This is a genomic window from Cytobacillus sp. MT66 (genome assembly GCF_058792595.1).
Window position 1 is genome coordinate 1 of record NZ_JBXAFB010000007.1, and the last position, 23487, is coordinate 23487.

At 40.5% G+C, this 23487-nt stretch carries 21 protein-coding genes and 1 rRNA gene; 12 read left to right on the plus strand and 10 right to left on the minus strand.

Annotated features, from left to right (window positions below; genetic code table 11):
- The 9 genes from AC1Q59_RS13775 to dnaA all read right to left on the minus strand — a co-directional run.
- Positions 1-296: ribosomal RNA gene (locus AC1Q59_RS13775) — 16S ribosomal RNA — on the minus strand; the annotation flags it as partial.
- A gap of 251 nt (positions 297-547) precedes the next feature.
- Positions 548-1639, minus strand: coding sequence for an HD-GYP domain-containing protein (locus AC1Q59_RS13780; protein ID WP_492366423.1), 1092 nt, complete (start codon positions 1637-1639; stop codon positions 548-550).
- A 99-nt stretch (positions 1640-1738) separates the two neighbouring features.
- A complete protein-coding gene (gyrA, locus tag AC1Q59_RS13785; protein WP_492366424.1) occupies positions 1739-4264 on the minus strand; it encodes a DNA gyrase subunit A in 2526 nt (841 codons plus the stop codon).
- A gap of 141 nt (positions 4265-4405) precedes the next feature.
- Positions 4406-6328 (minus strand): DNA topoisomerase (ATP-hydrolyzing) subunit B, encoded by a 1923-nt coding sequence (gyrB, locus tag AC1Q59_RS13790; RefSeq protein WP_492366654.1) that lies wholly within the window; start codon positions 6326-6328, stop codon positions 4406-4408.
- A gap of 117 nt (positions 6329-6445) precedes the next feature.
- Positions 6446-6697 carry an extracellular matrix regulator RemB gene (gene remB / locus AC1Q59_RS13795; protein WP_492366425.1) on the minus strand — a complete coding sequence of 84 codons (252 nt, stop codon included), beginning with the start codon at positions 6695-6697 and terminating at the stop codon, positions 6446-6448.
- Between the two features lie 9 nt (positions 6698-6706).
- Positions 6707-7825, minus strand: a complete 1119-nt coding sequence (gene recF, locus AC1Q59_RS13800) for a DNA replication/repair protein RecF (protein WP_492366426.1) — start codon at positions 7823-7825, stop codon at positions 6707-6709.
- 71 nt (positions 7826-7896) lie between these two features.
- Entirely contained in the window at positions 7897-8106 is a 210-nt protein-coding gene (yaaA, locus tag AC1Q59_RS13805) for a S4 domain-containing protein YaaA (RefSeq protein WP_492366427.1), read from the minus strand.
- A gap of 231 nt (positions 8107-8337) precedes the next feature.
- A complete protein-coding gene (dnaN, locus tag AC1Q59_RS13810) occupies positions 8338-9474 on the minus strand; it encodes a DNA polymerase III subunit beta (RefSeq protein WP_492366428.1) in 1137 nt (378 codons plus the stop codon).
- Between the two features lie 168 nt (positions 9475-9642).
- Positions 9643-10989 (minus strand): chromosomal replication initiator protein DnaA, encoded by a 1347-nt coding sequence (gene dnaA / locus AC1Q59_RS13815; protein WP_492366429.1) that lies wholly within the window; start codon positions 10987-10989, stop codon positions 9643-9645.
- Between the two features lie 653 nt (positions 10990-11642).
- Between dnaA and rpmH the strand changes: the two genes are divergently transcribed.
- The 11 genes from rpmH to AC1Q59_RS13870 all read left to right on the plus strand — a co-directional run bounded on the left by rpmH (position 11643) and on the right by AC1Q59_RS13870 (position 22245).
- Positions 11643-11777 (plus strand): 50S ribosomal protein L34, encoded by a 135-nt coding sequence (gene rpmH, locus AC1Q59_RS13820; RefSeq protein ID WP_492366430.1) that lies wholly within the window; start codon positions 11643-11645, stop codon positions 11775-11777.
- A 232-nt stretch (positions 11778-12009) separates the two neighbouring features.
- A complete protein-coding gene (gene rnpA, locus AC1Q59_RS13825; RefSeq protein WP_492366431.1) occupies positions 12010-12384 on the plus strand; it encodes a ribonuclease P protein component in 375 nt (124 codons plus the stop codon).
- Positions 12385-12579: 195 nt separating this feature from the next.
- The gene (gene spoIIIJ / locus AC1Q59_RS13830; protein WP_492366432.1) at positions 12580-13356 is read left to right on the plus strand and encodes a YidC family membrane integrase SpoIIIJ; all 777 of its coding nucleotides are present in this window, start codon (positions 12580-12582) and stop codon (positions 13354-13356) included.
- The gene (gene jag, locus AC1Q59_RS13835; protein WP_492366433.1) at positions 13353-13976 is read left to right on the plus strand and encodes an RNA-binding cell elongation regulator Jag/EloR; all 624 of its coding nucleotides are present in this window, start codon (positions 13353-13355) and stop codon (positions 13974-13976) included. The genes spoIIIJ and jag overlap by 4 nt, the downstream gene beginning before the upstream one ends.
- 371 nt (positions 13977-14347) lie before the next feature.
- Complete coding sequence (gene mnmE / locus AC1Q59_RS13840; RefSeq protein WP_492366434.1) at positions 14348-15733, plus strand: tRNA uridine-5-carboxymethylaminomethyl(34) synthesis GTPase MnmE; 1386 nt, start codon at positions 14348-14350, stop codon at positions 15731-15733.
- A 21-nt stretch (positions 15734-15754) separates the two neighbouring features.
- Positions 15755-17644, plus strand: a complete 1890-nt coding sequence (gene mnmG, locus AC1Q59_RS13845; RefSeq protein ID WP_492366435.1) for a tRNA uridine-5-carboxymethylaminomethyl(34) synthesis enzyme MnmG — start codon at positions 15755-15757, stop codon at positions 17642-17644.
- 33 nt (positions 17645-17677) lie between these two features.
- Positions 17678-18394, plus strand: coding sequence for a 16S rRNA (guanine(527)-N(7))-methyltransferase RsmG (rsmG, locus tag AC1Q59_RS13850; protein WP_492366436.1), 717 nt, complete (start codon positions 17678-17680; stop codon positions 18392-18394).
- A gap of 356 nt (positions 18395-18750) precedes the next feature.
- Positions 18751-19626, plus strand: a complete 876-nt coding sequence (gene noc / locus AC1Q59_RS13855) for a nucleoid occlusion protein (RefSeq protein WP_492366437.1) — start codon at positions 18751-18753, stop codon at positions 19624-19626.
- 173 nt (positions 19627-19799) lie between these two features.
- Positions 19800-20561, plus strand: coding sequence for a ParA family protein (locus AC1Q59_RS13860; RefSeq protein ID WP_492366655.1), 762 nt, complete (start codon positions 19800-19802; stop codon positions 20559-20561).
- The gene (locus AC1Q59_RS13865; protein ID WP_492366438.1) at positions 20554-21408 is read left to right on the plus strand and encodes a ParB/RepB/Spo0J family partition protein; all 855 of its coding nucleotides are present in this window, start codon (positions 20554-20556) and stop codon (positions 21406-21408) included. The genes AC1Q59_RS13860 and AC1Q59_RS13865 overlap by 8 nt, the downstream gene beginning before the upstream one ends.
- A gap of 123 nt (positions 21409-21531) precedes the next feature.
- Positions 21532-22245, plus strand: coding sequence for a DUF554 domain-containing protein (locus AC1Q59_RS13870; RefSeq protein WP_492366439.1), 714 nt, complete (start codon positions 21532-21534; stop codon positions 22243-22245).
- A 58-nt stretch (positions 22246-22303) separates the two neighbouring features.
- Here the strand turns inward: AC1Q59_RS13870 and yyaC are convergent, their stop codons facing one another.
- Positions 22304-22933 (minus strand): spore protease YyaC, encoded by a 630-nt coding sequence (yyaC, locus tag AC1Q59_RS13875; protein WP_492366440.1) that lies wholly within the window; start codon positions 22931-22933, stop codon positions 22304-22306.
- A gap of 301 nt (positions 22934-23234) precedes the next feature.
- On the opposite strand from yyaC, the gene AC1Q59_RS13880 reads away from it, so the two are divergent.
- Positions 23235-23432 carry a DUF951 domain-containing protein gene (locus tag AC1Q59_RS13880; RefSeq protein WP_492366441.1) on the plus strand — a complete coding sequence of 66 codons (198 nt, stop codon included), beginning with the start codon at positions 23235-23237 and terminating at the stop codon, positions 23430-23432.
- Positions 23433-23487 lie beyond the last annotated feature (55 nt).

Genomic DNA, 23487 nt, shown 5'->3' on the forward strand with positions numbered 1-23487 from the left:
GCTACGCATCGTTGCCTTGGTGAGCCGTTACCTCACCAACTAGCTAATGCGCCGCGGGCCCATCTGTAAGTGATAGCAGAAGCCATCTTTCAGCTTTTCTGCATGAGCAGAAAAGTATTATCCGGTATTAGCTCCGGTTTCCCGAAGTTATCCCAGTCTTACAGGCAGGTTGCCCACGTGTTACTCACCCGTCCGCCGCTAACCTCTGGGAGCAAGCTCCCATTGGTTCGCTCGACTTGCATGTATTAGGCACGCCGCCAGCGTTCGTCCTGAGCCAGGATCAAACTCTCCAATAAAGAGTTGATATAGCTCACTTTTTAGTCCCATACGGGACAAATGTTTTACGTTGGCGTTTCTGTTTCGTTTAGTTTTCAAAGAACTTAGCTTCTTAAAAGCGACTTTATTAATATATCACTCACAGCACTTAATGTCAACATTTTTTTAAAAAGGTTAAATTTAAGCAACTGATAAATGATGACTTGAATTATTATAACAACCTAGGCTTTTCATGACAAGTACTTTTTTAAAATAATATTCTGTTGTCTAACTATTTTATAATTTCCTCTATAAATAACTGTCTATTCTTTTCTAAATGAAAGATTTCTTCTGTTTTTATCAATTTGACTAATGGTCTGGTTGGAGACTTGTCATCAATAAAAATAATTTCAGCAACCTGTCCATCTGAGAGCTTAACCTTGCTTCCAATAGAAAATGTCATAATACCCGATCCCAATGCCTGCATTGCTTGGATATCATATTTTCCGAACATATCCTGCATCATCATTTCCAATACCTTAAAAGGTGATTGTTTTTGACGATAAAGTCTGTTGGATGTCATAGCATGGAAGGTATCAGCAACAGCAATAATTCTGGCAAATCTATTTATCTTATTCCCTCTTTCGCCAAATGGGTACCCGCTCCCATCTAATCTCTCATGGTGCTGGAAAATACCTATTTTAATGCTGTCTCTTAACAATGAAATAGATTGGACCATTTTATAGCTATAAACTGTATGCTTTTTAATCTCTTCAAATTCCTGTTCTGACAGCTGGCTGGTTTTATTTAAGATGACTGGCTTTATTTTTGCCATCCCTGAGTCAGACAGACATCCGCCAATGGCCAGCTGTGCAATGTCTCCTCTTTTAAAACCTAATTTCTTCCCGATAAACGCACTAAGAAGTCCAACAGCAATTGAATGCTGGTATAAATACTCTGCTTCGTTAGATAAACGATGAAGAAAGAATATCTCTGAAGGAAAGGATAAAGATTTTTCTACAAGCGGAAGCATAATGCCTCTAATTTTTGAAATATCAATTGGGAGCCCTGATTGCCAATTTTTAAACTCGCTTTTAAACTCCTTTGCTCCCATTAAAAATAACTCTTCTAACCTTACTTCTTCAAAAGAGGCTGCTTCGTGCTCTGCTGGTTTGCCTTCTTCAATCTTTTCTTTTACTGTAATTGGCGAGCCGTTGACAAGCAGCTTTTCTACCGCAATCTCTTTAATTAAGAACGCTTTTAAGACCTTAATTATATCAGCAGTTAGAACCGTTTTTTTATTAACTATTGGCCGATTGGTCAGACTGTATACATCCTCAGATAGGATGCATCCTTCCTGAATTTCTTCAATTTTTATCCGCATGGTTTCCACTCCATTATCCCTGAGCCTTTTATACTATATTACTCCAATTTACACAAAAAAAGGAACACAAATTTGTGTTCCTTCCTTGAAACTATTCTTTTACTCTTCACTGTCTGTGTCTATTAGCTCTTCTTCCGGAAGAGAATCGGCATTTTCAATTGGTTTTGTCAATTCTTCTTCCTTGTCTTCTTCTTTTTCAACCTTAGCAACAGTAGACACTTGCTCTTCCGTTGATTCATCCAGACGAATAAGCTTAACACCCTGCGTATTACGCCCCATCGTTGAGATATCGTTTACATCCATACGGATTAGGACGCCGCCTGTTGTAATAAGCATTAAATCCTCTTCCCCTGTTACCACTCTCATTGAGACTAGTTCACCGTTTTTCTCAGTAACGTTGCAGGTCTTGATTCCTTTTCCGCCTCTGCCCTGAATACGATACTCCTCAGATGGAGTACGTTTGCCATAGCCATTTTTCGTGACAATGAGGACTTGGCTGTCTTCTTCAAGAACTTCCATTCCAACTACTTCATCGTTATTACTTAAGCTTATTCCTTTTACTCCCGTTGCTGTCCGACCCATGGAACGGACGTCTTCTTCGTGGAAACGGATCAGCATGCCATTTTTCGTACCAATAATCATTTCTTTTTGGCCGTCAGTCAGGCGAACAGATATAAGCTCATCATCTTCTTTAAGATTTAATGCAATTAACCCATTATTTCTGATATGTGCAAATGAAGTTAAAGGGGAGCGCTTTGAAATCCCCTGTTTTGTTGTAAAGAACAAGAACCAATCATCCACAAATTCCTCAATTGGGATAATGGCATTTACCCATTCATCCTTTTCAATTCCGCCTAGAAGGTTAATAATCGGGATTCCTTTGGCCGTACGGCTAAACTCTGGGATTTCATATCCCTTTGACCGATAAACCTTACCCTTGTTCGTAAAGAAAAGGATTGTGTCATGGGTAGATGTAGTCATCAAATGCTCTACAAAGTCATCTTCATTTGTCCCCATTCCCTGTATTCCACGGCCACCGCGTTTTTGCGAACGGTAGGTGGAAACTGGCAGACGTTTGATGTAACCTTTGTGCGTCAATGTAATGACGATATTTTCTCGAGGAATAAGATCCTCATCCTCTATATGTTCAATTCCGCCGGAAACAATTTCTGTACGGCGTTCATCATTGTATCTTTCCTTAATTTCCGTTAGTTCCTCACGGATAATTTCCAACACCTTTTCTTCATCCGCTAAGATTGCCTTTAGCTCTGCAATTAGCTTAACAAGGCTTTGGTATTCTTCTTCGATTTTCTCGCGTTCCAGTCCTGTTAAACGCTGGAGGCGCATATCTAAGATTGCCTGAGCCTGCTTTTCGGAAAGATTGAAATTGGTCATCAATCCTTCACGGGCAATATCAGTTGTCTGCGAGCTGCGGATTAGAGAGATTATCTCATCGATATGGTCAAGCGCGATGCGCAAACCCTCGAGAATATGAGCCCGTGCTTCTGCTTTTCGCAATTCAAACTCAGTTCTGCGGCGAATGACTACCTTTTGATGATTAAGGTAGTACTCAAGGCATTGTTTTAAACTAAGTACCTTTGGTTCTCCGTCAACTAATGCAAGTAAGTTAATTCCGAAGCTTGTCTGCATCGCCGTATGCTTATAGAGGTTATTTAAGATGACGCTTGCGTTGGCGTCTTTGCGGACCTCCATAACAATCCTCATTCCCCTGCGGTCCGACTCGTCGCGCAGGTCTGTGATGCCGTCGATCTTTTTATCTCTGACTAGCTCTGCGATTTTTTCTATTAACTTTGCCTTATTCACCTGGTAAGGTATTTCATTGACAATGATGGTTTCCCGTCCATTTGCCTTCTGTTCAATCTCAACTTTTGCCCGTATAGTAATAGATCCTCTTCCTGTTTCATAGGCTTTGCGGATCCCGCTCCGGCCAAGAATGATTCCAGCTGTCGGGAAGTCCGGCCCAGGGATAATATCCATAAGTTCCGGAAGTGTGATTTCAGGATCCTTACTGACCTCTAATACTGCGTCAATGACCTCGCCGAGCTGATGCGGCGGGATATTTGTTGCCATCCCAACAGCAATTCCAGAGGTGCCGTTTACTAATAAATTCGGAAAACGGGAAGGAAGAACCACTGGCTCTTTTTCCTCTCCATCGTAGTTATCCTGATAATCGATGGTATCTTTATTGATATCTCTTAAAAGCTCCATAGAGATCTTCGACATCCGTGCTTCGGTATAACGCATAGCGGCAGCGGAGTCACCGTCAACAGAGCCAAAGTTCCCATGCCCGTCCACTAGCATATAGCGATAGTTAAAGTTTTGAGCCATACGCACCATTGTTTCATAAACAGCGGAGTCCCCGTGAGGGTGGTATTTACCAATAACATCTCCGACAATACGAGCAGATTTTTTGTAAGGCTTGTCTGAATGCATGCCAAGGTCATGCATCGCATATAATATCCGGCGATGAACAGGCTTTAATCCATCCCGCACGTCTGGCAATGCACGAGAGACAATAACGCTCATTGCATAGTCCAGAAAGGATGAGCGCATTTCCTTGCTTATATTTATTTCTCTTATCTGAGGCTTTGGAGTTTCGGCCATTATTTGAACCTCCCTTATAAGTGAAGCAATCTTTTATTTATAAAGTTTCTGTTTTCTTATCCTAAAAACCAGGATAGCCTACTATCCTGGTCACTATGGAAATTAGCTATTTTAGCTTAATATAATTACAGGGTACTTCCTTTAAATATCCAAGTTTTTAACATATAACGCATTTTCCTCAATGAATTGACGGCGAGGCTCTACTTTGTCCCCCATCAGGATTTCAAACGTTTCATCCGCCTCAATGGCATCTTCTAGATTAACCTGTAAAAGAGTTCTTGTTTCAGGATTCATTGTTGTTTCCCAAAGCTGTTCAGGGTTCATTTCCCCAAGACCTTTATAACGCTGTACATTTGGCTTAGGCTGGCTTGGGAGACTGCCCATAACTGTTTGAAGCTGCTGTTCATTATAAGCATACTCAATCCTTTTTCCCTGCTGTATTTTATATAGAGGAGGCTGAGCAATATAAATATATCCTGCTTCAACAATTTGTCTCATATATCTGTAAAAGAAGGTTAATAATAATGTTCGAATATGTGCTCCGTCAACATCAGCATCTGTCATGATGACGATTTTATGATATCTTGCCTTTGAAATATCAAAGTCATCGCCAATTCCAGTGCCGCAAGCAGTGATCATAGCTCTTACTTCATTGTTTGATAGAATTCGGTCCAGACGGGCCTTTTCTACATTCAGAATTTTACCTCTAAGCGGAAGAATCGCCTGGAAGTGACGGTCGCGCCCCTGCTTAGCTGAGCCCCCCGCAGAATCACCCTCAACGATAAATAGTTCGGAAATGGACGCATCTTTTGATGAGCAGTCAGCAAGCTTTCCGGGAAGGCTTGATACTTCTAACGCACTTTTCCTTCTTGTTAATTCACGGGCTTTTTTAGCAGCTAAGCGTGCCCGTGAGGCCATAAGGCCCTTTTCCACAATCTTTCTACCTACCGATGGATTCTCCATTAGGAACTTTTCAAGAGATTCCGAAAAGACGGTATCTGTAATGGCCCGGACTTCACTGTTTCCAAGCTTCGTCTTTGTCTGCCCTTCAAATTGCGGGTCCGGATGCTTAACAGACACAATCGCAGTAAGTCCCTCGCGCACATCCTCACCGGATAGGTTGGAATCTGCTTCTTTAATGAGGCCGCCCCTGCGGGCATAATCGTTAATCACACGCGTTAAGGCCGTCTTAAAGCCGACCTCATGGGTTCCGCCTTCATAAGTGTTAATATTATTGGCAAAGGAATAAATATTGCTGGTGTATCCATCATTATATTGAAATGCTACTTCGATGGATATCCCGTCACGTTCACCCTGAATATCGATAGGCTCCTCATGGAGCGCTTCCCTTGAGCGGTTTAAAAGCTCTACATAGGACTTAAGGCCGCCCTCATATTGGTAGACTTGTTTTTTCCCTTCCGGGCGTTTATCCTCAATCGTAAGCTTTAGCCCACGGTTTAAAAAGGCTAACTCTCTTATACGATTGGCTAATGTATCAAAGTCAAATTCAACTGTTTCTGTGAATATTTCCGGGTCAGGGACGAAATGAGTAGTCGTTCCTGTATGGTCCGTTTCACCAATGACTTTAAGCTCTTCTACTGTGTTGCCCCGTTCGAACTTAATATAGTGTACATGGCCATCACGATGAACAAATACTTCTAATTCTGTTGAAAGTGCGTTGACAACAGAGGCACCGACGCCATGCAGGCCGCCGGAAACCTTATAGCCTCCGCCGCCAAATTTTCCCCCGGCATGAAGAACAGTCATAATAACCTCAACAGCAGGGCGGCCCATTTTCTCCTGGATATCAACCGGTATTCCCCGACCGTTATCAACAACAGTAATACTATTATCCTTTTCGATGTACACATTAATTTCTGAACAATAACCGGCTAACGCTTCGTCAATACTATTGTCTACTATCTCCCAAACAAGGTGATGCAAACCTTTGGCACTTGTTGATCCGATATACATCCCAGGGCGTTTTCTAACCGCCTCAAGACCCTCAAGAACCTGTATCTGAGTCGCATCATAGGACTGCTCCTCCACTGCCTTCTGTTCCATTGACACATCGATCACCTACACTTTCATTGACAATAATTATCTATATAAAAATCGGTCTGTAACGATTAAATAAAAATATCGCACAAGTTAAATCTGTTTTAATGCACTTAAGTATTATTAAAAATCTTGGGCAGCGGCTGATTTATCGGAACGCTTTTTTAGGGTTCCGGAAGCCAATGGGGAAAAATAGACTTCATTTCTGGTGATAACTACAGATTTATAAGACCCTTTTGAGAGGTTAATAATAGATTCTTTATGCTGCTCGATAAATTCCTCAGCAAGCCTGGAGGAGTTTATGCTTTGCTTATCAATAATTGCAATAATATCCTTGGATCGAACTAGAATATCTTCTCCGACATGGATGTACAAATGACCACCTCATTGAATCTTATTCATTTTTCCCGCTTCAACACTAAATGCTGCAGCTTCCTTCAGGGTCTGATGATCAATTCCTTCTACACTTGTCGTCGTAACAAAGGTTTGCACCTTCCCCTGAATCGTATTTAATAAGTGCGATTGGCGGAAATCATCAAGCTCTGAAAGCACGTCATCAAGAAGGAGAATAGGGTATTCGCCAATTTCAGAATGAATCAGTTCTATTTCCGCAAGCTTAAGGGATAAGGCTGTTGTCCTTTGCTGGCCCTGGGAGCCAAATGTTTGTACATCACGCCCATTTACAAAAAAGACTAGATCATCCCTGTGAGGGCCGAACAGGGTAACTCCGCGCTCTACTTCCCTTATTTTCACCTTTGCAAATTTATCCTCGTATCCTTTAATCATTTTCGACAAATCTTGCTCTTCTGATACATCTGCAGAGGCTTTATACTCTATTTTCAAAGTTTCTAGTCCCCTTGAGATCCCCTCATGAACCGGCATTGCCCAATTTTCAAGCAATCTTAGAAATTCAAAGCGCTTGGCCACGATTTTAGCAGCTGTCTGGATGAACTGTTCCGTTAATATTTCCAGCATAGTTTCATCAGTCTGCTTTTTAAGCTGAAGCAGCTTTAAGTAATGATTTCTCTGCTGCAGGATCTTTTGGTATTGGCTGATATCATGCAAATAGACAGGCGAAACCTGCCCAATTTCCATATCAATGAAGCGCCTCCTGACTTGAGGGCTCCCTTTTACAAGATTGAGATCTTCAGGTGCAAACATGACAACGTTCATATTCCCAACATATTGGCTTAGTTTCTGCTGTTCAATATGGTTGCATTTTGCCTTTTTCCCTTTTTTTGATATAACAAGCTGCATGGGCATGGACCCATGATCCTTTTCAACTCTACCTTCTATTTTAGCATATTCTTGGTCCCAGCGAATAAGTTCTTTATCGTTTGAGGTTCTATGTGATTTAGCCATGGCAAGAACATAGATAGATTCCATTACATTGGTCTTGCCCTGGGCGTTTTCCCCCAATATGACATTGACCTTGTCTTCAAAGGAAATCTCTAATTCCTCATAATTTCGATAGTTTTTTAATTGCAACTGTTTTATAAACATATTAATTGCATCCTCATCATTCGCTTCTTTTCAAGAATTAACGGTTTATAAACCGCTGATTTCCGCTGCAATCAGCTAATAAGAAAAGACCCAAATCCAGGGATTTCTACTTTATCCCCGGCTCTTAGCTTTCTGCCTCTTCTTTGATCCAGTTCTCCGTTGATATAGACCTCATATTCGCTTAAGAACCATTTGGCCATTCCGCCTGATGAAATGACGTCAGATATTTTAAGAAATTGGCCTAATGTAATATATTCTGTATCAATTTTAATTTCTGTCATCGTTTCACTCTTTCCATTGGTTTGATCTCTTGCCTTTAGTAAAACCAAATCAATTTTTAGAATGTGCTCCAATATTTTATTTTACTAAACTTTTTGCCAATACACAAAGAAAAGCTAAAATGAAAAGCTGCCGGTGGCGGCAGCTTATTTTTAGAAAGTAAAAAATATAAATGTTCAGCCCCGAGAAGTGTCTAGCGCAAGCGCATGCAAAAAAGGCTGCCTGTGCTCTTCTTAGTACGTTCTTACAGGTAAAATGAGCTGCAAGATTGATTCGTCATTCATTGGTCTAATAACAAATGGCCTCATAGCGCCAGTGAAACTGATTGTAATTTCAGATCCCTCAATCGTCTTTAGCGCATCCATCATAAATTTTGCACTGAATGAAATTTTCAAATCCTCACCTTGGACCGATTGGCCCTGCACTTCCTCAATAACATTTCCAATCTCAGGAGTGTTTGAAGAAAGCTCCACGACTCCATCCTCTTTCGTAAGAAGCTTAACAACGTTATTCTTGCCCTCTTTTGCTAATAGAGATGCACGATCAATCGCATGCAGGAAATCCTTCGTAATGACAACAATATCCGTTTTGCTTTCTGACGGAATCAGTCTTGAAGTGTCAGGATAATTTCCTTCCAGGAGTCTTGAGAAAAACAGTAAATGCTTCGCTTTAAACAAAACTTGATTTTCAGTAATAACAATATCTACTAATTCATTGCTGTCATCTAGAATTTTACTCAATTCATTTAAGCTTTTTCCAGGAATCACGACATTGTACTGTTCGTTTGTTTCTGTTTCAATCCTGGCCTTTCTCAGTGCCAGCCTATGACTATCTGTTGCAATACAGGTTAATTCGCCATTTTCCACCTTCCAGTTTACACCTGTCAAGATGGGGCGTGTTTCTGAGGTGGACACTGCAAATACTGTCTGGCGGATCATCGCTTTTAGCAGGTCGGTCGGGACTTTAAAGATATTTTCTTCAGTGATTTGCGGCAGCAGCGGATATTCCTCTGCATCCTGCCCGTTTAATTTAAATTCTGATTTTCCAGAGCGAATAACAGCCTGCAGCTGATTTTCTATACGGATCTCCACTGTATCAGTAGGAAGTTTTTTAATGATTTCACTGAAGAATCTTGCTTGGAGAACAATGGATCCAGTCTCTTTAATTTCAGCAATTTCATCTCCAGCCTCTTCCTTTGGGATAAATGATTCGATAGAAACGTCTGAATCACTTCCTGTTAAGGTAACCCCTTCTGAATCAGCAACAATTTTTATTCCTGTTAAAATTGGAATGGTTGTACGGCTGGATACAGCCTTCATGACATCCTGCACGCTTTGAACTAAGCGGTCCCGTTGGATTATAAATCTCATTTCTTAATCCTCCGTTTTTTTAGCATTTATAGTTATATTTTTCTTTTAAAAAAATAATAGAAGTACTAGTAGGGCCTGTTAATATGTGGATAACTGCCTTTTTCGAAAGGAAACACAGCCTATCCACATGTGGACAGACTGTGTGTAATTCATGCAGAGTTATACACATCAGATTTTCAGAATTTCATTTATTTCTTGGAGCTGCCTTTGCAGCTGAGCGTCTGTTTGCAATAATTTAGAGATTTTTTCGTGGGCATGGATAACTGTCGTATGATCTCTACCTCCGAATTCCTCTCCAATCTTCGGCAATGAAAAGTCTGTTAATTCTCTTGATAGATACATGGCAATTTGTCTTGGAAATGCAACAGATTTAGTTCGCTTCTTCGCCTTGAAATCTTCAAGTTTGACATTATAGTGTTCTCCAACCACCCGCTGAATATCAAGAATCGTAATAACTTTCGGCTTTGAGCTCGGGATGATATCCTTTAGGGCTTCGGCAGCCAAATCTGCATTGATATCTTTATTAATTAAGGATGAATAAGCAACCACGCGAATGAGTGCGCCTTCCAATTCCCGTATATTGGTATCAATTTGATTGGCAATATAAAGCATGACTTCGTTTGGTATGTCTAAACCTTCCGCTTTTGCCTTTTTCCTAAGTATGGCGATCCTTGTTTCCAGGTCTGGAGGTGTAATGTCGGTGATTAGCCCCCATTCAAACCTTGACCGCAGGCGATCTTCCAATGTTGGAATTTCCTTTGGAGGACGGTCACTGGAAATGACAATCTGCTTGCTTTCCTCGTGAAGCGTATTAAAGGTATGGAAAAATTCTTCCTGGGTTGATTCTTTTCCAGCTAAAAATTGAATATCATCAATAAGGAGCACATCTACTTTACGATATTTGTTTCTGAACTCCTCTGCTTTATTGTCCCTAATGGAATTAATAAATTCATTCGTGAATTTCTCTGATGATAAATAGACAACCTTTGCGGACGGGTTGTGGTCTAAAACGTAATGGCCAATAGCATGCATAAGGTGGGTTTTGCCAAGCCCAACTCCCCCATAAATAAATAAAGGATTGTATGCTTTTGCCGGAGCCTCTGCAACTGCCAAGGATGCAGCATGAGCAAATCGGTTTCCTGAACCAATGACAAAGGTATCAAAGGTATATTTCGGATTGAGCATACTTCCCAGCAATTCATGCTGGTCCTCTTCCTTTTGAACTTTTTTTGGCGGATTAGGCAAATCATGTTCCTCATCTCCGCTGTTTTGGGGAATGATAAATTTTACTGCTAAGCTTTCTCCAGTAATATCATAGAGAATTTCAGCGATCAGTTGGGAATATCGCTGCTCCAGCCAATCACGCGCAAACTCATTCGGGGCTGTAATCACTAAAGTATCGCCTTGCAGCGAATGAGCTTTTGTTGATTTCATCCACGTTTCGAAACTCGGTTTGCTGATTTTTTTCTCTATATTGGCCAGAGCTTTATTCCAAAGATCCGCAATGTTCTCCAAATCATGACCCTCCTTTGCTCATTTCCTTTTGAAACGAACGGTACTTTATGATTGGATTTGTTTTCTTCCAAAGAAAAATATAGGTTATACGGCTGTACAACCTATACTTTTTAAACCGCCAAAGCGGAGTTTGTATTTTTATTCAAAGCTGTAAATGTGGAAAAGAATATAATAAGGAATAAAAACGGAATTTCGACAATATCCACCAGATGTGGACAAGTTTTATTAACTGGTGTGGATTTATTATCCACAGGTTATCCACATTCTGTGGATAATATAGTTATGCACAAGAGTTTATTAAGTGTGAAAACACAAATATGATAACAGATAATCCTAATAAGTTCAACGGTTTTTATGATATTGTCCACAAGCAAAACAGCGTGTGGATAGAAATTGTCCACATATAGTGGTTGTGTGAAAAAGCTGTCAATATCTGTTGTGGATAATAAAAAAATGTCGATTAAAATATCCACAACGGAAAAATGGGGATAAGGGGGGTTTTAGAAAAATAATTTTTTTCCATATGACAAGATAAAGAAAATAAGGTAAAATCACTAAGTGGGATTTTTTAGTCGTAGTTGACAATATTCCTATAACATCTTTATAATTAGTAAGACTGTCCTTAAAAGCTATCCTCAGGGAGGTGTCATATAGTGAAAAGAACTTATCAGCCAAGTAAACGTAAAAGAAGTAAAGTTCATGGTTTCCGCAAGCGCATGAGCACTTCTAACGGTCGTAACGTATTAGCTCGTCGCCGTCGTAAAGGAAGAAAAGTATTATCTGCCTAGGCCACTGAAATGTCAGTGGCCTTTTTTTCCAGGTAAGAATATACAACTTTCTACTTCGAAAACTGTCCAGCTCTATGCGCCAGCGGCGAGACGACTTCGCTCACCTCCCTACGATAAGTCAAACACGAATGCGCTGTCGCTCTTCGTGTTTCCTTTATCTCGGTCGGAGGGCTCCAGTCCATACGCCGCTAAACGGGCGCATTCCGCTTTTCTTAAAAGGAGGGTAATTGGCGTGAGGAAGGAATATAGGGTTAAAAAAAATAATGAATTTCAAGAGGCTTTTAAAAAGGGAAAATCATTTGCAAATCGTCAATTTGTAATCTATTCATTAAAAAAACCGGAGCAGAGCCATTTTCGCATTGGTCTGTCAGTTAGCAAGAAGATCGGAAATGCAGTGACAAGGAATCAGGTTAAAAGATATATCCGCCAAGCCTTTCTTGAGCTGGAAAATGATATTGAACATGATTATGATTATATCATTATTGCAAGGAAGCCAACCGCTGATATGGGATTTCATGACATAAAGAAAAGCCTGATACATGTTTTAAAACTTTCAAAGGTATTTAATAGACCCAAAAAAGGCAATAATGCATTACCGGAGATCTAAGAAATTTGTCTCTTTTTTGACGCCTTTATTTTAAAGACATAACATAGCAAAAATGTTAAAATACATATTAGGTTTCCATAATCTTCTGTAATTTTAAGGTCCCTCTTTTTAAAGAGAATGAATAATGAATGTAAGCCTTTATTTAGAAGTGGACAAGCATGGGAAAAAAACAAAGCAGCGAGGAGGAAAAAACGTTTGAAAAAAAGAGTATTTCTTGTAATCGGCCTTATTTTTATCATCTCAGTTTTATCAGGCTGTACACAGGTTAATGAACCGATTACTTCTGAAAGTGAAGGCTTTTGGAACCAGTATATTGTCTATCCGCTTTCACTATTTATTATAAAATGTGCCGAATTTTTTGGCGGCAGCTTTGGTCTGTCAATTATTGTAGTAACACTTATTATCCGCCTGCTAATCCTGCCATTAATGATTAAGCAGACAAAAAGCTCGAAGGCTATGCAGGCACTGCAGCCAGAAATGCAAAAATTAAAAGAAAAATACAGTTCAAAGGATCAAAAGACACAGCAGAAGCTCCAGCAGGAAACTATGGCATTGTTCCAGCAGCATGGGGTGAATCCATTAGCAGGATGTTTCCCATTGGTTATTCAAATGCCTATTCTAATTGGTTTCTACCATGCAATTGTTCGTACACAAGAAATTAAGGCTCATGATTTCTTATGGTTCCAGCTTGGTGCTCCAGATCCATTTTATATTTTGCCGTTAATTGCTGGTGTAACTACTTTTATTCAGCAGAAAATGATGATGGCTGGAACAGCTAATCAAAATCCGCAAATGGCTATGATGCTGTGGCTGATGCCGATTATGATCATTATTTTTGCGATTAATTTCCCTGCAGCACTTTCCTTGTACTGGGTAGTGGGGAATATCTTCATGATTGTCCAGACTTATTTTATTAAAGGACCGGAAATTAAGGCAGCAGCCGCCGGGAAATCAGGAGGAGCAAAAAAGTGAAACAAGTAACTGCAACGGGAGTTACGGTCGAGGAAGCAGTAAAATCTGCTCTGGAACAGTTGCAAACTACTGAGGATCGAGCAGAAATTACGATAGTCGATGAAGGTAAAAAAGGGATTTTTGGAATTTTTGGATCCCGTCCAGCTGTTGTGAAAGCAGTCATGAAAATTAATCCAATTGAAGAAGGAAAGAAGTTTTTGCTTGATGTAAGCGAGAAGATGGGTGCATCTATTATAGTTGATGTCATTGAAGATGGACGCAATATCGAATTCAATCTTTCCGGCGAGAAAATCGCTCTTTTAATTGGAAAGCGGGGACAAACACTCAATTCCCTGCAATATTTAACACAGCTGGTTATGAACCGCTTTTCTGAGCAATACTTAAATGTCCTTGTTGATGCCCAGGAGTATCGGAAGAGAAGGAATGATACGCTCATCCAACTGGCAGGGCGGCTGGCACAAAAGGCCATTAAGACAGGACAGGATATTTCTTTAGAGCCAATGCCATCTTATGAAAGAAAAGTCATTCATACAGCACTGGCAGAAAACAAAAGGATCAAGACTTATTCGCATGGAAATGATCCGCATCGTTATCTAGTAATTTCGCCAAATACCAAATAAATAAGACACTAAAAAGACCTAACGGATGTTGGGCCTTTTTTTTATGGTTCGGAAGACATTCGGAAATGTATTCGGAATGTCTTCGGAAGGGAGTGTCCCAAATATTAAGCTATACGGATTCTCCATCTTCATAGTCCAGAAACAGCGTTTTATTGTTATTCACATGTGGATAAGTTAAAATAAAGCATAATTTTATTTTTAAGTGTGGATAATGGTAAGGCTAAAAAATCAACGAACAATGTGGATAAGTCAAATCTAAGTTCTTTTTAAAAGAAAAATGATGTGATATTCTATTATTTTGGAGAAATAAAAATAGTTCATTCGTTATTTCATAGATTGGATTCAATTTTGGAATGGAGAGAGGTGGGAAAATGGAACTTGATACAATAGCTGCCATTTCAACGCCAATGGGCGAGGGAGCTATCGCCATTGTACGGTTAAGCGGTGATAAGGCCATTGCCATAGCTGATCAGCTGTTTAAAGGCGTTGGGGGTAAAAGGCTGTTAAATGTTGTTTCGCATACGATTCACTATGGGCATATCCTTGATCCAAAAACGGAGAAGGTAGCTGAAGAAGTTATGATTTCAGTAATGAAAGCGCCGAAAACCTTTACAAAAGAGGATGTTGTTGAAATCAACTGCCACGGCGGACTAGCATCTGTAAATCGCGTCCTGCAGCTGTGCTTAAGCCATGGAGCAAGATTAGCTGAGCCCGGTGAATTCACAAAGAGGGCCTTTTTAAATGGGCGCATTGATTTGTCTCAGGCTGAGGCTGTAATGGATTTAATCCGTGCTAAAACAGACCGGGCGATGAATGTGGCCCTTGGACAGATGGATGGGCGATTATCGAGATTGATTCGAAGTCTGCGCCAGGAAATTTTAGAGACTCTAGCCCATGTGGAAGTGAATATAGATTATCCAGAGTATGATGATGTGGAGGAAATGAGCCATCATCTTTTATTAGAAAAGTGCACTTTGGTTAAAGAGGAAATTGAAAAGCTTCTGCGCACCTCACAGCAGGGGAAAATTTTGCGTGAGGGACTGTCCACGGTCATTGTCGGGCGTCCGAATGTTGGAAAATCTTCCTTGCTCAATAGCCTAGTGCAAGAAAATAAGGCGATTGTTACGGATATCCCAGGAACTACGCGAGATGTCATTGAAGAATATGTGAATGTGCGCGGTGTGCCGCTGAGGTTGCTTGATACAGCAGGAATCCGTGAAACAGAGGATATTGTTGAAAGAATCGGCGTAGAGAGATCAAGAAAGGTCCTTCGCGAGGCGGATCTAATACTATTAGTTCTTAACTATGCAGATGAATTGACGCAAGAGGATGAAAATCTGTTTAAGGCAATTGAAGGCATGGATGCCATTGTTATCGTAAATAAGGCCGACCTTAATCAAGTGATAGATATGGAACGTGTAAAAAAGCTTGCAAGCAGCCATAAGCTAGTGACAACTTCTCTTTTAGAAGATAAGGGCGTTGATGAGCTTGAGGAGGCCATTGCAGAGCTATTTTTTGAAGGTTCAATTGAAGCGGGGGATATGACGTATGTCTCCAATTCCCGGCATATTGCCCTTTTGAATCAGGCCTTGCAGTCGATTGATAGCGCCCTGAATGAGATTCAAATGGGTACACCGATTGACATCGTTCAGATTGATGTAACAAGAACATGGGAATTGCTCGGGGAAATCATTGGCGACAGTGTCCATGAAAGCTTGATAGACCAGCTATTCTCGCAGTTTTGTTTAGGGAAATAAATTTGAAAAGGAGGCAGCATCATGCCATATGAAGCAGGAACATATGATGTCGTCGTAGTTGGAGCGGGTCATGCTGGCTGTGAGGCTGGCCTTGCCTCAGCCCGGATCGGCGCAAAAACACTAGTTATTACAATCAATTTGGATATGGTTGCCTTTATGCCTTGTAATCCGTCAATAGGCGGCCCTGCAAAAGGAATTGTAGTCAGGGAAATTGACGCACTGGGCGGGGAAATGGCAAAGAATATTGATAAAACCTATATCCAAATGCGTATGCTCAACACCGGAAAAGGCCCAGCAGTGCGGGCTCTAAGAGCTCAAGCAGATAAATTTATGTATCAGCATGAAATGAAAAAAGCGCTGGAGCAGGAACAGAATTTAACACTCCTTCAGGGAATGGTTGAAGAATTAATTATTGAAGACGGCGTTTGTAAAGGAGTTATTACAAAAACAGGAGCTATTTACCGCTCCAAAGCAGTCATCCTTACAACAGGCACCTTCTTAAGAGGAGAAATTATTTTGGGCGAACTGAAGTATTCAAGCGGTCCAAATAATCAGCAGCCTTCCATTAAACTTTCTGAGAACCTCGAGGAAGTAGGTTTTGAATTAAACCGTTTTAAAACAGGTACGCCTCCAAGGGTGAATAGTCATACGATTGATTACAGCAAAACAGAAATTCAGCCAGGGGATGAAACGCCAAGGGCTTTTTCCTATGAAACAACCAAGTATATAACCGATCAGCTTCCATGCTGGCTAACTTATACAACAGAAAAAACGCATCAGATTATTGATGCCAATCTTCACCGTTCGCCCATGTTTTCCGGAATGATTAAAGGGAAAGGGCCGCGTTACTGCCCATCCATTGAGGATAAAGTAGTACGTTTTCATGATAAACCGCGCCATCAGATATTTCTTGAGCCTGAAGGAAGAAATACAGAAGAAGTATATATCCAGGGCTTGTCAACGAGCCTTCCCGAGGAAGTGCAGCATGAGTTGATTAGAAGTGTTCCAGGCCTTGAAAATGCACAAATGATGCGTGCAGGCTATGCAATTGAATATGATGCAGTCACGCCAACTCAGCTATGGCCAACGCTTGAAACCAAAAGGGTGAAAAACCTTTATACAGCTGGTCAAATCAACGGAACATCCGGATATGAAGAAGCTGCCGGCCAAGGCTTAATGGCAGGAGTTAATGCTGCTTTAAGAATTCAAGGAAAAGAGGAAATTATTCTAAGCCGGGCAGATGCATATATCGGGGTTATGATAGATGATTTAACCACAAAGGGGACTGTCGAGCCTTACCGTTTATTAACATCCCGTGCGGAATACCGCTTATTGCTTCGCCATGATAATGCAGATTGGCGCCTGACTGAGCTCGGCTATTCCATTGGCCTAATCAAGGAAGACCGCTATCAGGCATTTATTGCGAAAAAGCATGCGGTAGAAGAGGAAGTCAGCCGTTTGAAAAATATCATCATCAAGCCATCAAAGGATGTTCAGGAACTCATCAATAGCTTAGGCGGCAGTGAACTAAAGGATGGAATCCGTGCATCCGATCTGCTTAAGCGCCCTGAAATGACCTATGAACATATTTGGCAGCTCATCCCCGGCGAAGAGCGGCTTGATCATGAAATAGAAGAGCAGGTTGAAATTCAAATAAAATATGAGGGATATATTCATAAATCATTGCAGCAGGTAGAGCGCCTGAAAAAAATGGAGGATAAGAAGATCCCGGAAAATATTGATTATGATGCCATTAATGGCATTGCTTCAGAAGCAAAACATAATTTAAAAGAGGTAAGACCGCTATCCATCGCACAGGCTTCGCGGATTTCTGGCGTGAATCCTGCTGATATTTCAATTTTGCTTGTCTATATTGAACAAGGACGGATTGCAAAGGTTACGAATGAGTAAGATGTGATCATTTGAGACGGAAAGGATTGTCCAATGAATACAGAACAATTTAAAGATATGCTTGCGGCAAAGGGAATTGCCCTTTCACCGCAAGCAATCAGCCAGTATGAAGCATATTATTCGCTGCTGGTTGAATGGAATGAAAAAATGAATTTAACGGCTATTACAGATAAGCCTGAGGTGTATTTAAAGCACTTTTATGATTCGATTACAGCTGCATTTTATTTTGATTTTAATCAGCCCCTGCATATTTGCGATGTTGGAGCGGGAGCGGGCTTTCCGAGCCTTCCTATTAAAATTGCCTTCCCTGAATTAAAGATAACGATTGTCGATTCACTAAATAAACGCATTGGCTTTTTAGAACACTTAACAAAAGAATTAGGATTAGAACATGTGCAGCTGGTACATGACCGTGCGGAAACCTTTGGGCAGAAAAAGGAGCATCGGGAAAAGTATGATGTTGTGACAGCTAGAGCCGTTGCCAGACTGTCGGTTCTTAGTGAATTATGCTTGCCTCTTGTCAAAATTGGCGGAACCTTTGTTGCGATGAAAGGGGCTAGTGCCAAGGAGGAGTTGGATGCTGGAAAAAAAGCTTTGACGATCCTGGGGGGCAGCCTTGAACAATCTCATACTTTTAAATTGCCGGAAGAAGAAAGTGAGCGGAATATTTTAATAATCAAAAAAGAAAAGGCAACTCCGAAGAAGTACCCGAGAAAGCCAGGTACTCCGAACAAAACTCCTATTGAATGAGGTTACGATTTTTTAAAACTTGTGGCATAATGAAAAGTAAATGGCCATTTTGTTTCTTAAAAGAGTAAAAAAGCTATTTTTTATTGAATAATGCAATCTATTCGGCAGGATTTGTCAATTATATATAGAATATTTAACTTTATTAAGCAGAAGTCTCCCACTTCTGTAAATGGTGAGATGTATAAAAGGCAATAATTTAAGAAGGAATATATCCTTGGCTTAATAAAGTTAAAGCCTCCAGCGGATGCCTCAGGTTTTTTAGAGGAAATGATTGGGTTAATGCCCGATAAAAATCTGGGCGCAAATCCACAAAGGCGGATTTGATTTAGGGAGTTTCGTAAAGGTGGTGCAGGGTGATGAAGCATTCTTTCTCACGCTTTTTTGGCCTAGGCGAAAAGGAAGAGCAAGCAGAAACAGAAAAGCTGCAAGAACAATTAGAGGAAGAGAAGATTGGGGATTTCGAAGAGATTCGCAAAATACCAATTGAACATATTGTTCCAAACCGTTTTCAGCCAAGAACGGTATTTGATGATGAAAGAATAGAGGAACTGTCACGGACAATTCATACACACGGCATTATACAACCGATTGTTGTACGGGAACTGGAAAATGGCCAATTTGAAATTATTGCCGGTGAACGCAGATGGCGCGCAATGAAAAAGCTTGGCTGGGAGGAAGCTCCAGCCATTGTAAAAAACTTAAATGATACGGAAACCGCATCAGTGGCGCTAATTGAAAACTTGCAAAGGGAAGAATTATCGCCGATTGAAGAAGCGATTGCCTACGGAAAGCTGCTTGAGCTTCATAATCTTACCCAGGAGGCTTTGGCTCAGCGTTTAGGTAAAGGTCAGTCTACGGTTGCAAACAAGCTCAGATTATTAAAGCTCCCTGAGCCTGTTCAGGATGCATTATTATGTAAGGCAATTACAGAGCGCCATGCAAGATCTTTAATCCCGCTTAAAGATCCGGAAAAGCAAGTGAAACTGCTGAGTGAGATTATCGAGAAAAATTTAAATGTAAAGCAAACCGAAGATAGGGTTGTTAAGCTTCTAGAGCAAAATAACCCAAAACCAAAGCCAAAAAGAAAAGCATTCAGCAAGGATATGAGAATTGCCGTAAATACCATTCGTCAGTCATTATCGATGGTGAGTGACAGCGGAATTAACTTAGACTCATCTGAAGAGGAATTTGAAGATTTCTATCAAATAACTATTAAAATTCCTAAGAAGTAGACTACTTTCATAATAGAGAACATCAAATGAGAAATTAAAACGATCTCTTTCGTTTAATTTCTCTTATTTTTTTCTTAAAAAAGTACTTTTCATGATAAAATAGAGTACATGACTGCAGAAACTCTTTTACTTGATTAATAGAAGGCTATTTTAAGATGAAAGTAGGTGACATCGTGGGCAAAGTGATTGCAATTGCGAACCAGAAAGGCGGAGTAGGCAAGACGACTACTTCGGTGAACCTCGGTGCTTGCTTAGCATACATAGGGAAGAAGGTTTTATTGGTAGACATCGATCCTCAGGGGAATGCCACCAGTGGGGTTGGAATAGAAAAGGCTGATGTGGATCAGTGTATTTATGATGTGTTGGTAGATGATGTAGAGGCGCCAAAGGTAATTCATCCAACACGGGTGGAAAATTTATATGCGATTCCTGCCACCATCCAGCTTGCTGGTGCAGAAATTGAACTAGTGCCAACAATCTCAAGAGAGGTGCGGCTTAAGAGGGCTCTTGAAGAAGTCAAAGATGACTATGATTATATCATTATCGACTGTCCTCCATCATTGGGATTGCTGACGTTAAATTCTTTGACTGCTTCCGATGCAGTTATTATCCCAGTTCAATGTGAATATTACGCTCTTGAAGGGTTAAGCCAGCTCCTTAACACGGTACGGCTCGTTCAAAAACACCTGAATAACGATTTGAAAATAGAGGGCGTTTTGCTTACCATGCTCGATGCCAGAACGAATTTAGGTTTGCAGGTCATTGAAGAAGTGAAAAAGTATTTCCAGGACAAGGTTTATAAAACCATTATTCCGCGGAATATCCGGTTAAGTGAAGCACCAAGCCATGGAGAACCAATTATTACTTATGATCCAAAATCACGCGGAGCTGAGGTTTATCTAGAATTGGCAAAGGAAGTGGTTTCGAATGGCTAAAGGTTTAGGAAAAGGACTTAACGCTTTTTTTACAAATCTTGAAGTAAAGGAAGAAGCTGTTCAAGAGATAAAAGTAAAGGAGCTAAGGCCCAATCCTTATCAGCCGCGCAAAATTTTTGAAGAGGAATCGATTGAGGAGCTAAAGCAATCGATTCAGGAACACGGAATTCTTCAGCCCATTATTGCGAGAAAAAGCATTAAAGGTTATGAAATCGTTGTTGGTGAAAGAAGATATCGTGCAGCAAAAGCTGCGAAATTAGAAACTGTTCCAGTCATCATTAGGGAATTGAGCGAACAGCAAATGATGGAACTTGCTGTATTGGAAAATCTGCAAAGGGAAGATTTAAGCCCAATTGAGGAGGCGGTGGCCTATCAGCTTTTATTAGAGAAACTGAATATTACGCAAGAAGAGCTTGCCAAGCGTCTAGGGAAAAGCCGTCCTCACATTGCTAACCATATCCGACTTCTGTCACTGCCGCCCAAGATCCAAGAGTTAATCTCTGAGGAAAAAATTTCTATGGGCCATGGCCGAGCACTTTTAGGATTACGAAACAAAGAAAAACTAATGACTTTAGCAGATAAAGTGATAAAGGAAGGGTTAAATGTCCGGCAGCTTGAATACTTGATTCAGCAATTAAATGATGTTTCACGTGAAACGAAAAAGCCAGAAAAACCGCAAAAGGATGTATTTGTTAAAGAACAGGAATCCATCCTTAGAGAGAGATTTGGAACGACTGTTAATATCAGGCAATCTAAAAATAAAGGGAAAATTGAGATTGAATTTTTCTCAAAGGAAGACTTAGAGCGGATTTTAGATATGCTGGAATTAAATAAGCATTCCTCTTAAGCCATCTTTTTCGATGGTTTATTTTTTTTGCTGGAATTTACAAAAATAAGATTGTCTGAAATACGTTAAAGTGTTACTGTAAAACACATCGAATACGAATTTTTTGAAAATAAGGTGAATGAAATGTTTTTACTTGGAACAATCGTGAATGGAGTATTAATTATTATTGGTACTTTATTTGGGAAGCTGCTGAACCGGATTCCGGAAGGGATGAAAGGAACAGTGATGCATGCGATTGGTTTGGCTGTGATGGTTCTTGGACTGCAAATGGGCTTTAAAAGTGACAACTTTTTGATTGTTATCCTAAGCTTGGTCTTTGGTGCTGTAATTGGAGAATTTTTCGCTTTGGAGGATAAGCTGAATTCACTTGGGAATTGGCTGGAGAGGAAGATTGGATCTAATGGACAAGGCAGTATTTCACAAGGCTTTGTTACAGCGACTTTAATTTTTGTTATCGGAGCTATGGGTATTATTGGCGCTCTGGACAGCGGAATCAGGAATGATCATGATGTTCTTTATACAAAGGCTATTATAGACGGCTTTACTGCACTTATATTGACAACAACACTTGGAATTGGTGTTTTGTTTTCAGCTGTGCCGGTGGTGATCTATCAGGGCCTGATTGCCCTTTTTGCTACGCAAATTGATCAGTTTGTTCCGCAGGTCCTAATGGACAGCTTTATCAAGGAAATGACCGCTACAGGCGGTGTTATGATCTTTGCAATCGGGCTAAACCTTACTGGAATAATCAAAATCCGCGTAGCCAACCTGCTCCCAGGTATACTAGTAACCGGAATCATCGTAACGATTATGCATTACTACGTGCAGTTTTTTTGATTTAGGACTTTAAAGCACCGGGGGACAGTCCCCCGGTGCTTTAAAGTGATACAGAGATCTAGGTTGTTTGTTCCTCGTTTAGGTCCCAGTTCAGGGTGGTCAGGAGACTTTTTCTTTCGATAGACCTGCTTGCTTCGTGAATTCCGCTGGCAATGGTTTTGGCCATATTTAAGACAAGATGCAAACGGGTGTTTTGGAGTACGAAGAACTCCATAAAGCCGCTCACATTTACTATTCCAGTAATATGCATATGGCCAACCTCAGGCAGATCTTTGTTTACTCCTGCTCCAGGCTTTACAGGGCCTTCTCCGATTTGAATGACTCCGACACTTTTCATGCGGCCTAAACAAGCGTCAATCCCAATAATAAAGGGATTTATATGCTTCCTTTTGATATCACTCAGCTGATCAGCTAAGTTCACCGCGTGGATAGGGTTTTCCAGGGTTCCGTACACGTAAAAGGGGGAAATGTCCTTCTCTTTAAGCAATGTGCCTACGAGTGGACCCAATGAATCACCTGTTGAACGGTCTGTTCCGATGCATACAAACACAATTGGCCGCTGACTTATACCCAAAGGCATATGTTTGCCGATTTCAGCTGCCAGCTGCTTGGCTGCTGCCGGCTCATCATGCATGATTCTTGGTGAGCTGGCTTTATTATGATCGAATAATTGAGGTTTGAATTTCATTGGTTACACCCCTTTTGATTAGTAGTAACAGTATACGGAAATATTTACTAATCTATACATCTCTTTTAAATTAACGGGAATCGGTTGTTCCTTTATCCATTTTTGAGCCTAGGCAAAGGGTCTTTGAGTTGGAAAATTAACAGGGAAGTAAAAGTTAGAACAGGTAAAAAACTGTAAAATGGCAGGGGAACTTGTTAAAATGAATTTGTTTAATGATTATTAAAAATCTAGGGTTAGTGATAGATGATATTTTTTAAAGAAAGAATACATATAAAAAGTGCGAAAATATGGAGGGGTAAATGTGGAACAAAAGGAATTTAATCTGAATGATATTGTGGAGATGAAAAAGCCTCATCCATGCGGAGTCAATCGCTGGAAGATTATTCGCATGGGTGCAGATATCCGGATTAAATGTGAAGGATGTGCCCATAGTGTGATGATACCCAGAAGAGAGTTTGCAAGGAAAATGAAAAGGGTCCTTGTTAAACATGAGGAATAGCAGATACACCCACAGATAGCTTCTTGCGCTTTTCAATCCTACTATCTATAATTGT

Bases quoted from the DNA above. Each gene is read 5' to 3' on its own strand.
- AC1Q59_RS13780 (WP_492366423.1), bottom strand. From the start codon at position 1,639: ATGCGGATAAAAATTGAAGAAATTCAGGAAGGATGCATCCTATCTGAG.
- gyrA (WP_492366424.1), bottom strand. From the start codon at position 4,264: ATGGCCGAAACTCCAAAGCCTCAGATAAGAGAAATAAATATAAGCAAG.
- gyrB (WP_492366654.1), bottom strand. From the start codon at position 6,328: ATGGAACAGAAGGCAGTGGAGGAGCAGTCCTATGATGCGACTCAGATA.
- recF (WP_492366426.1), bottom strand. From the start codon at position 7,825: ATGTTTATAAAACAGTTGCAATTAAAAAACTATCGAAATTATGAGGAA.
- yaaA (WP_492366427.1), bottom strand. From the start codon at position 8,106: ATGACAGAAATTAAAATTGATACAGAATATATTACATTAGGCCAATTT.
- dnaN (WP_492366428.1), bottom strand. From the start codon at position 9,474: ATGAGATTTATAATCCAACGGGACCGCTTAGTTCAAAGCGTGCAGGAT.
- mnmE (WP_492366434.1), top strand. From the start codon at position 14,348: ATGGAACTTGATACAATAGCTGCCATTTCAACGCCAATGGGCGAGGGA.
- mnmG (WP_492366435.1), top strand. From the start codon at position 15,755: ATGCCATATGAAGCAGGAACATATGATGTCGTCGTAGTTGGAGCGGGT.
- rsmG (WP_492366436.1), top strand. From the start codon at position 17,678: ATGAATACAGAACAATTTAAAGATATGCTTGCGGCAAAGGGAATTGCC.
- noc (WP_492366437.1), top strand. From the start codon at position 18,751: ATGAAGCATTCTTTCTCACGCTTTTTTGGCCTAGGCGAAAAGGAAGAG.
- AC1Q59_RS13865 (WP_492366438.1), top strand. From the start codon at position 20,554: ATGGCTAAAGGTTTAGGAAAAGGACTTAACGCTTTTTTTACAAATCTT.
- AC1Q59_RS13870 (WP_492366439.1), top strand. From the start codon at position 21,532: ATGTTTTTACTTGGAACAATCGTGAATGGAGTATTAATTATTATTGGT.
- yyaC (WP_492366440.1), bottom strand. From the start codon at position 22,933: ATGAAATTCAAACCTCAATTATTCGATCATAATAAAGCCAGCTCACCA.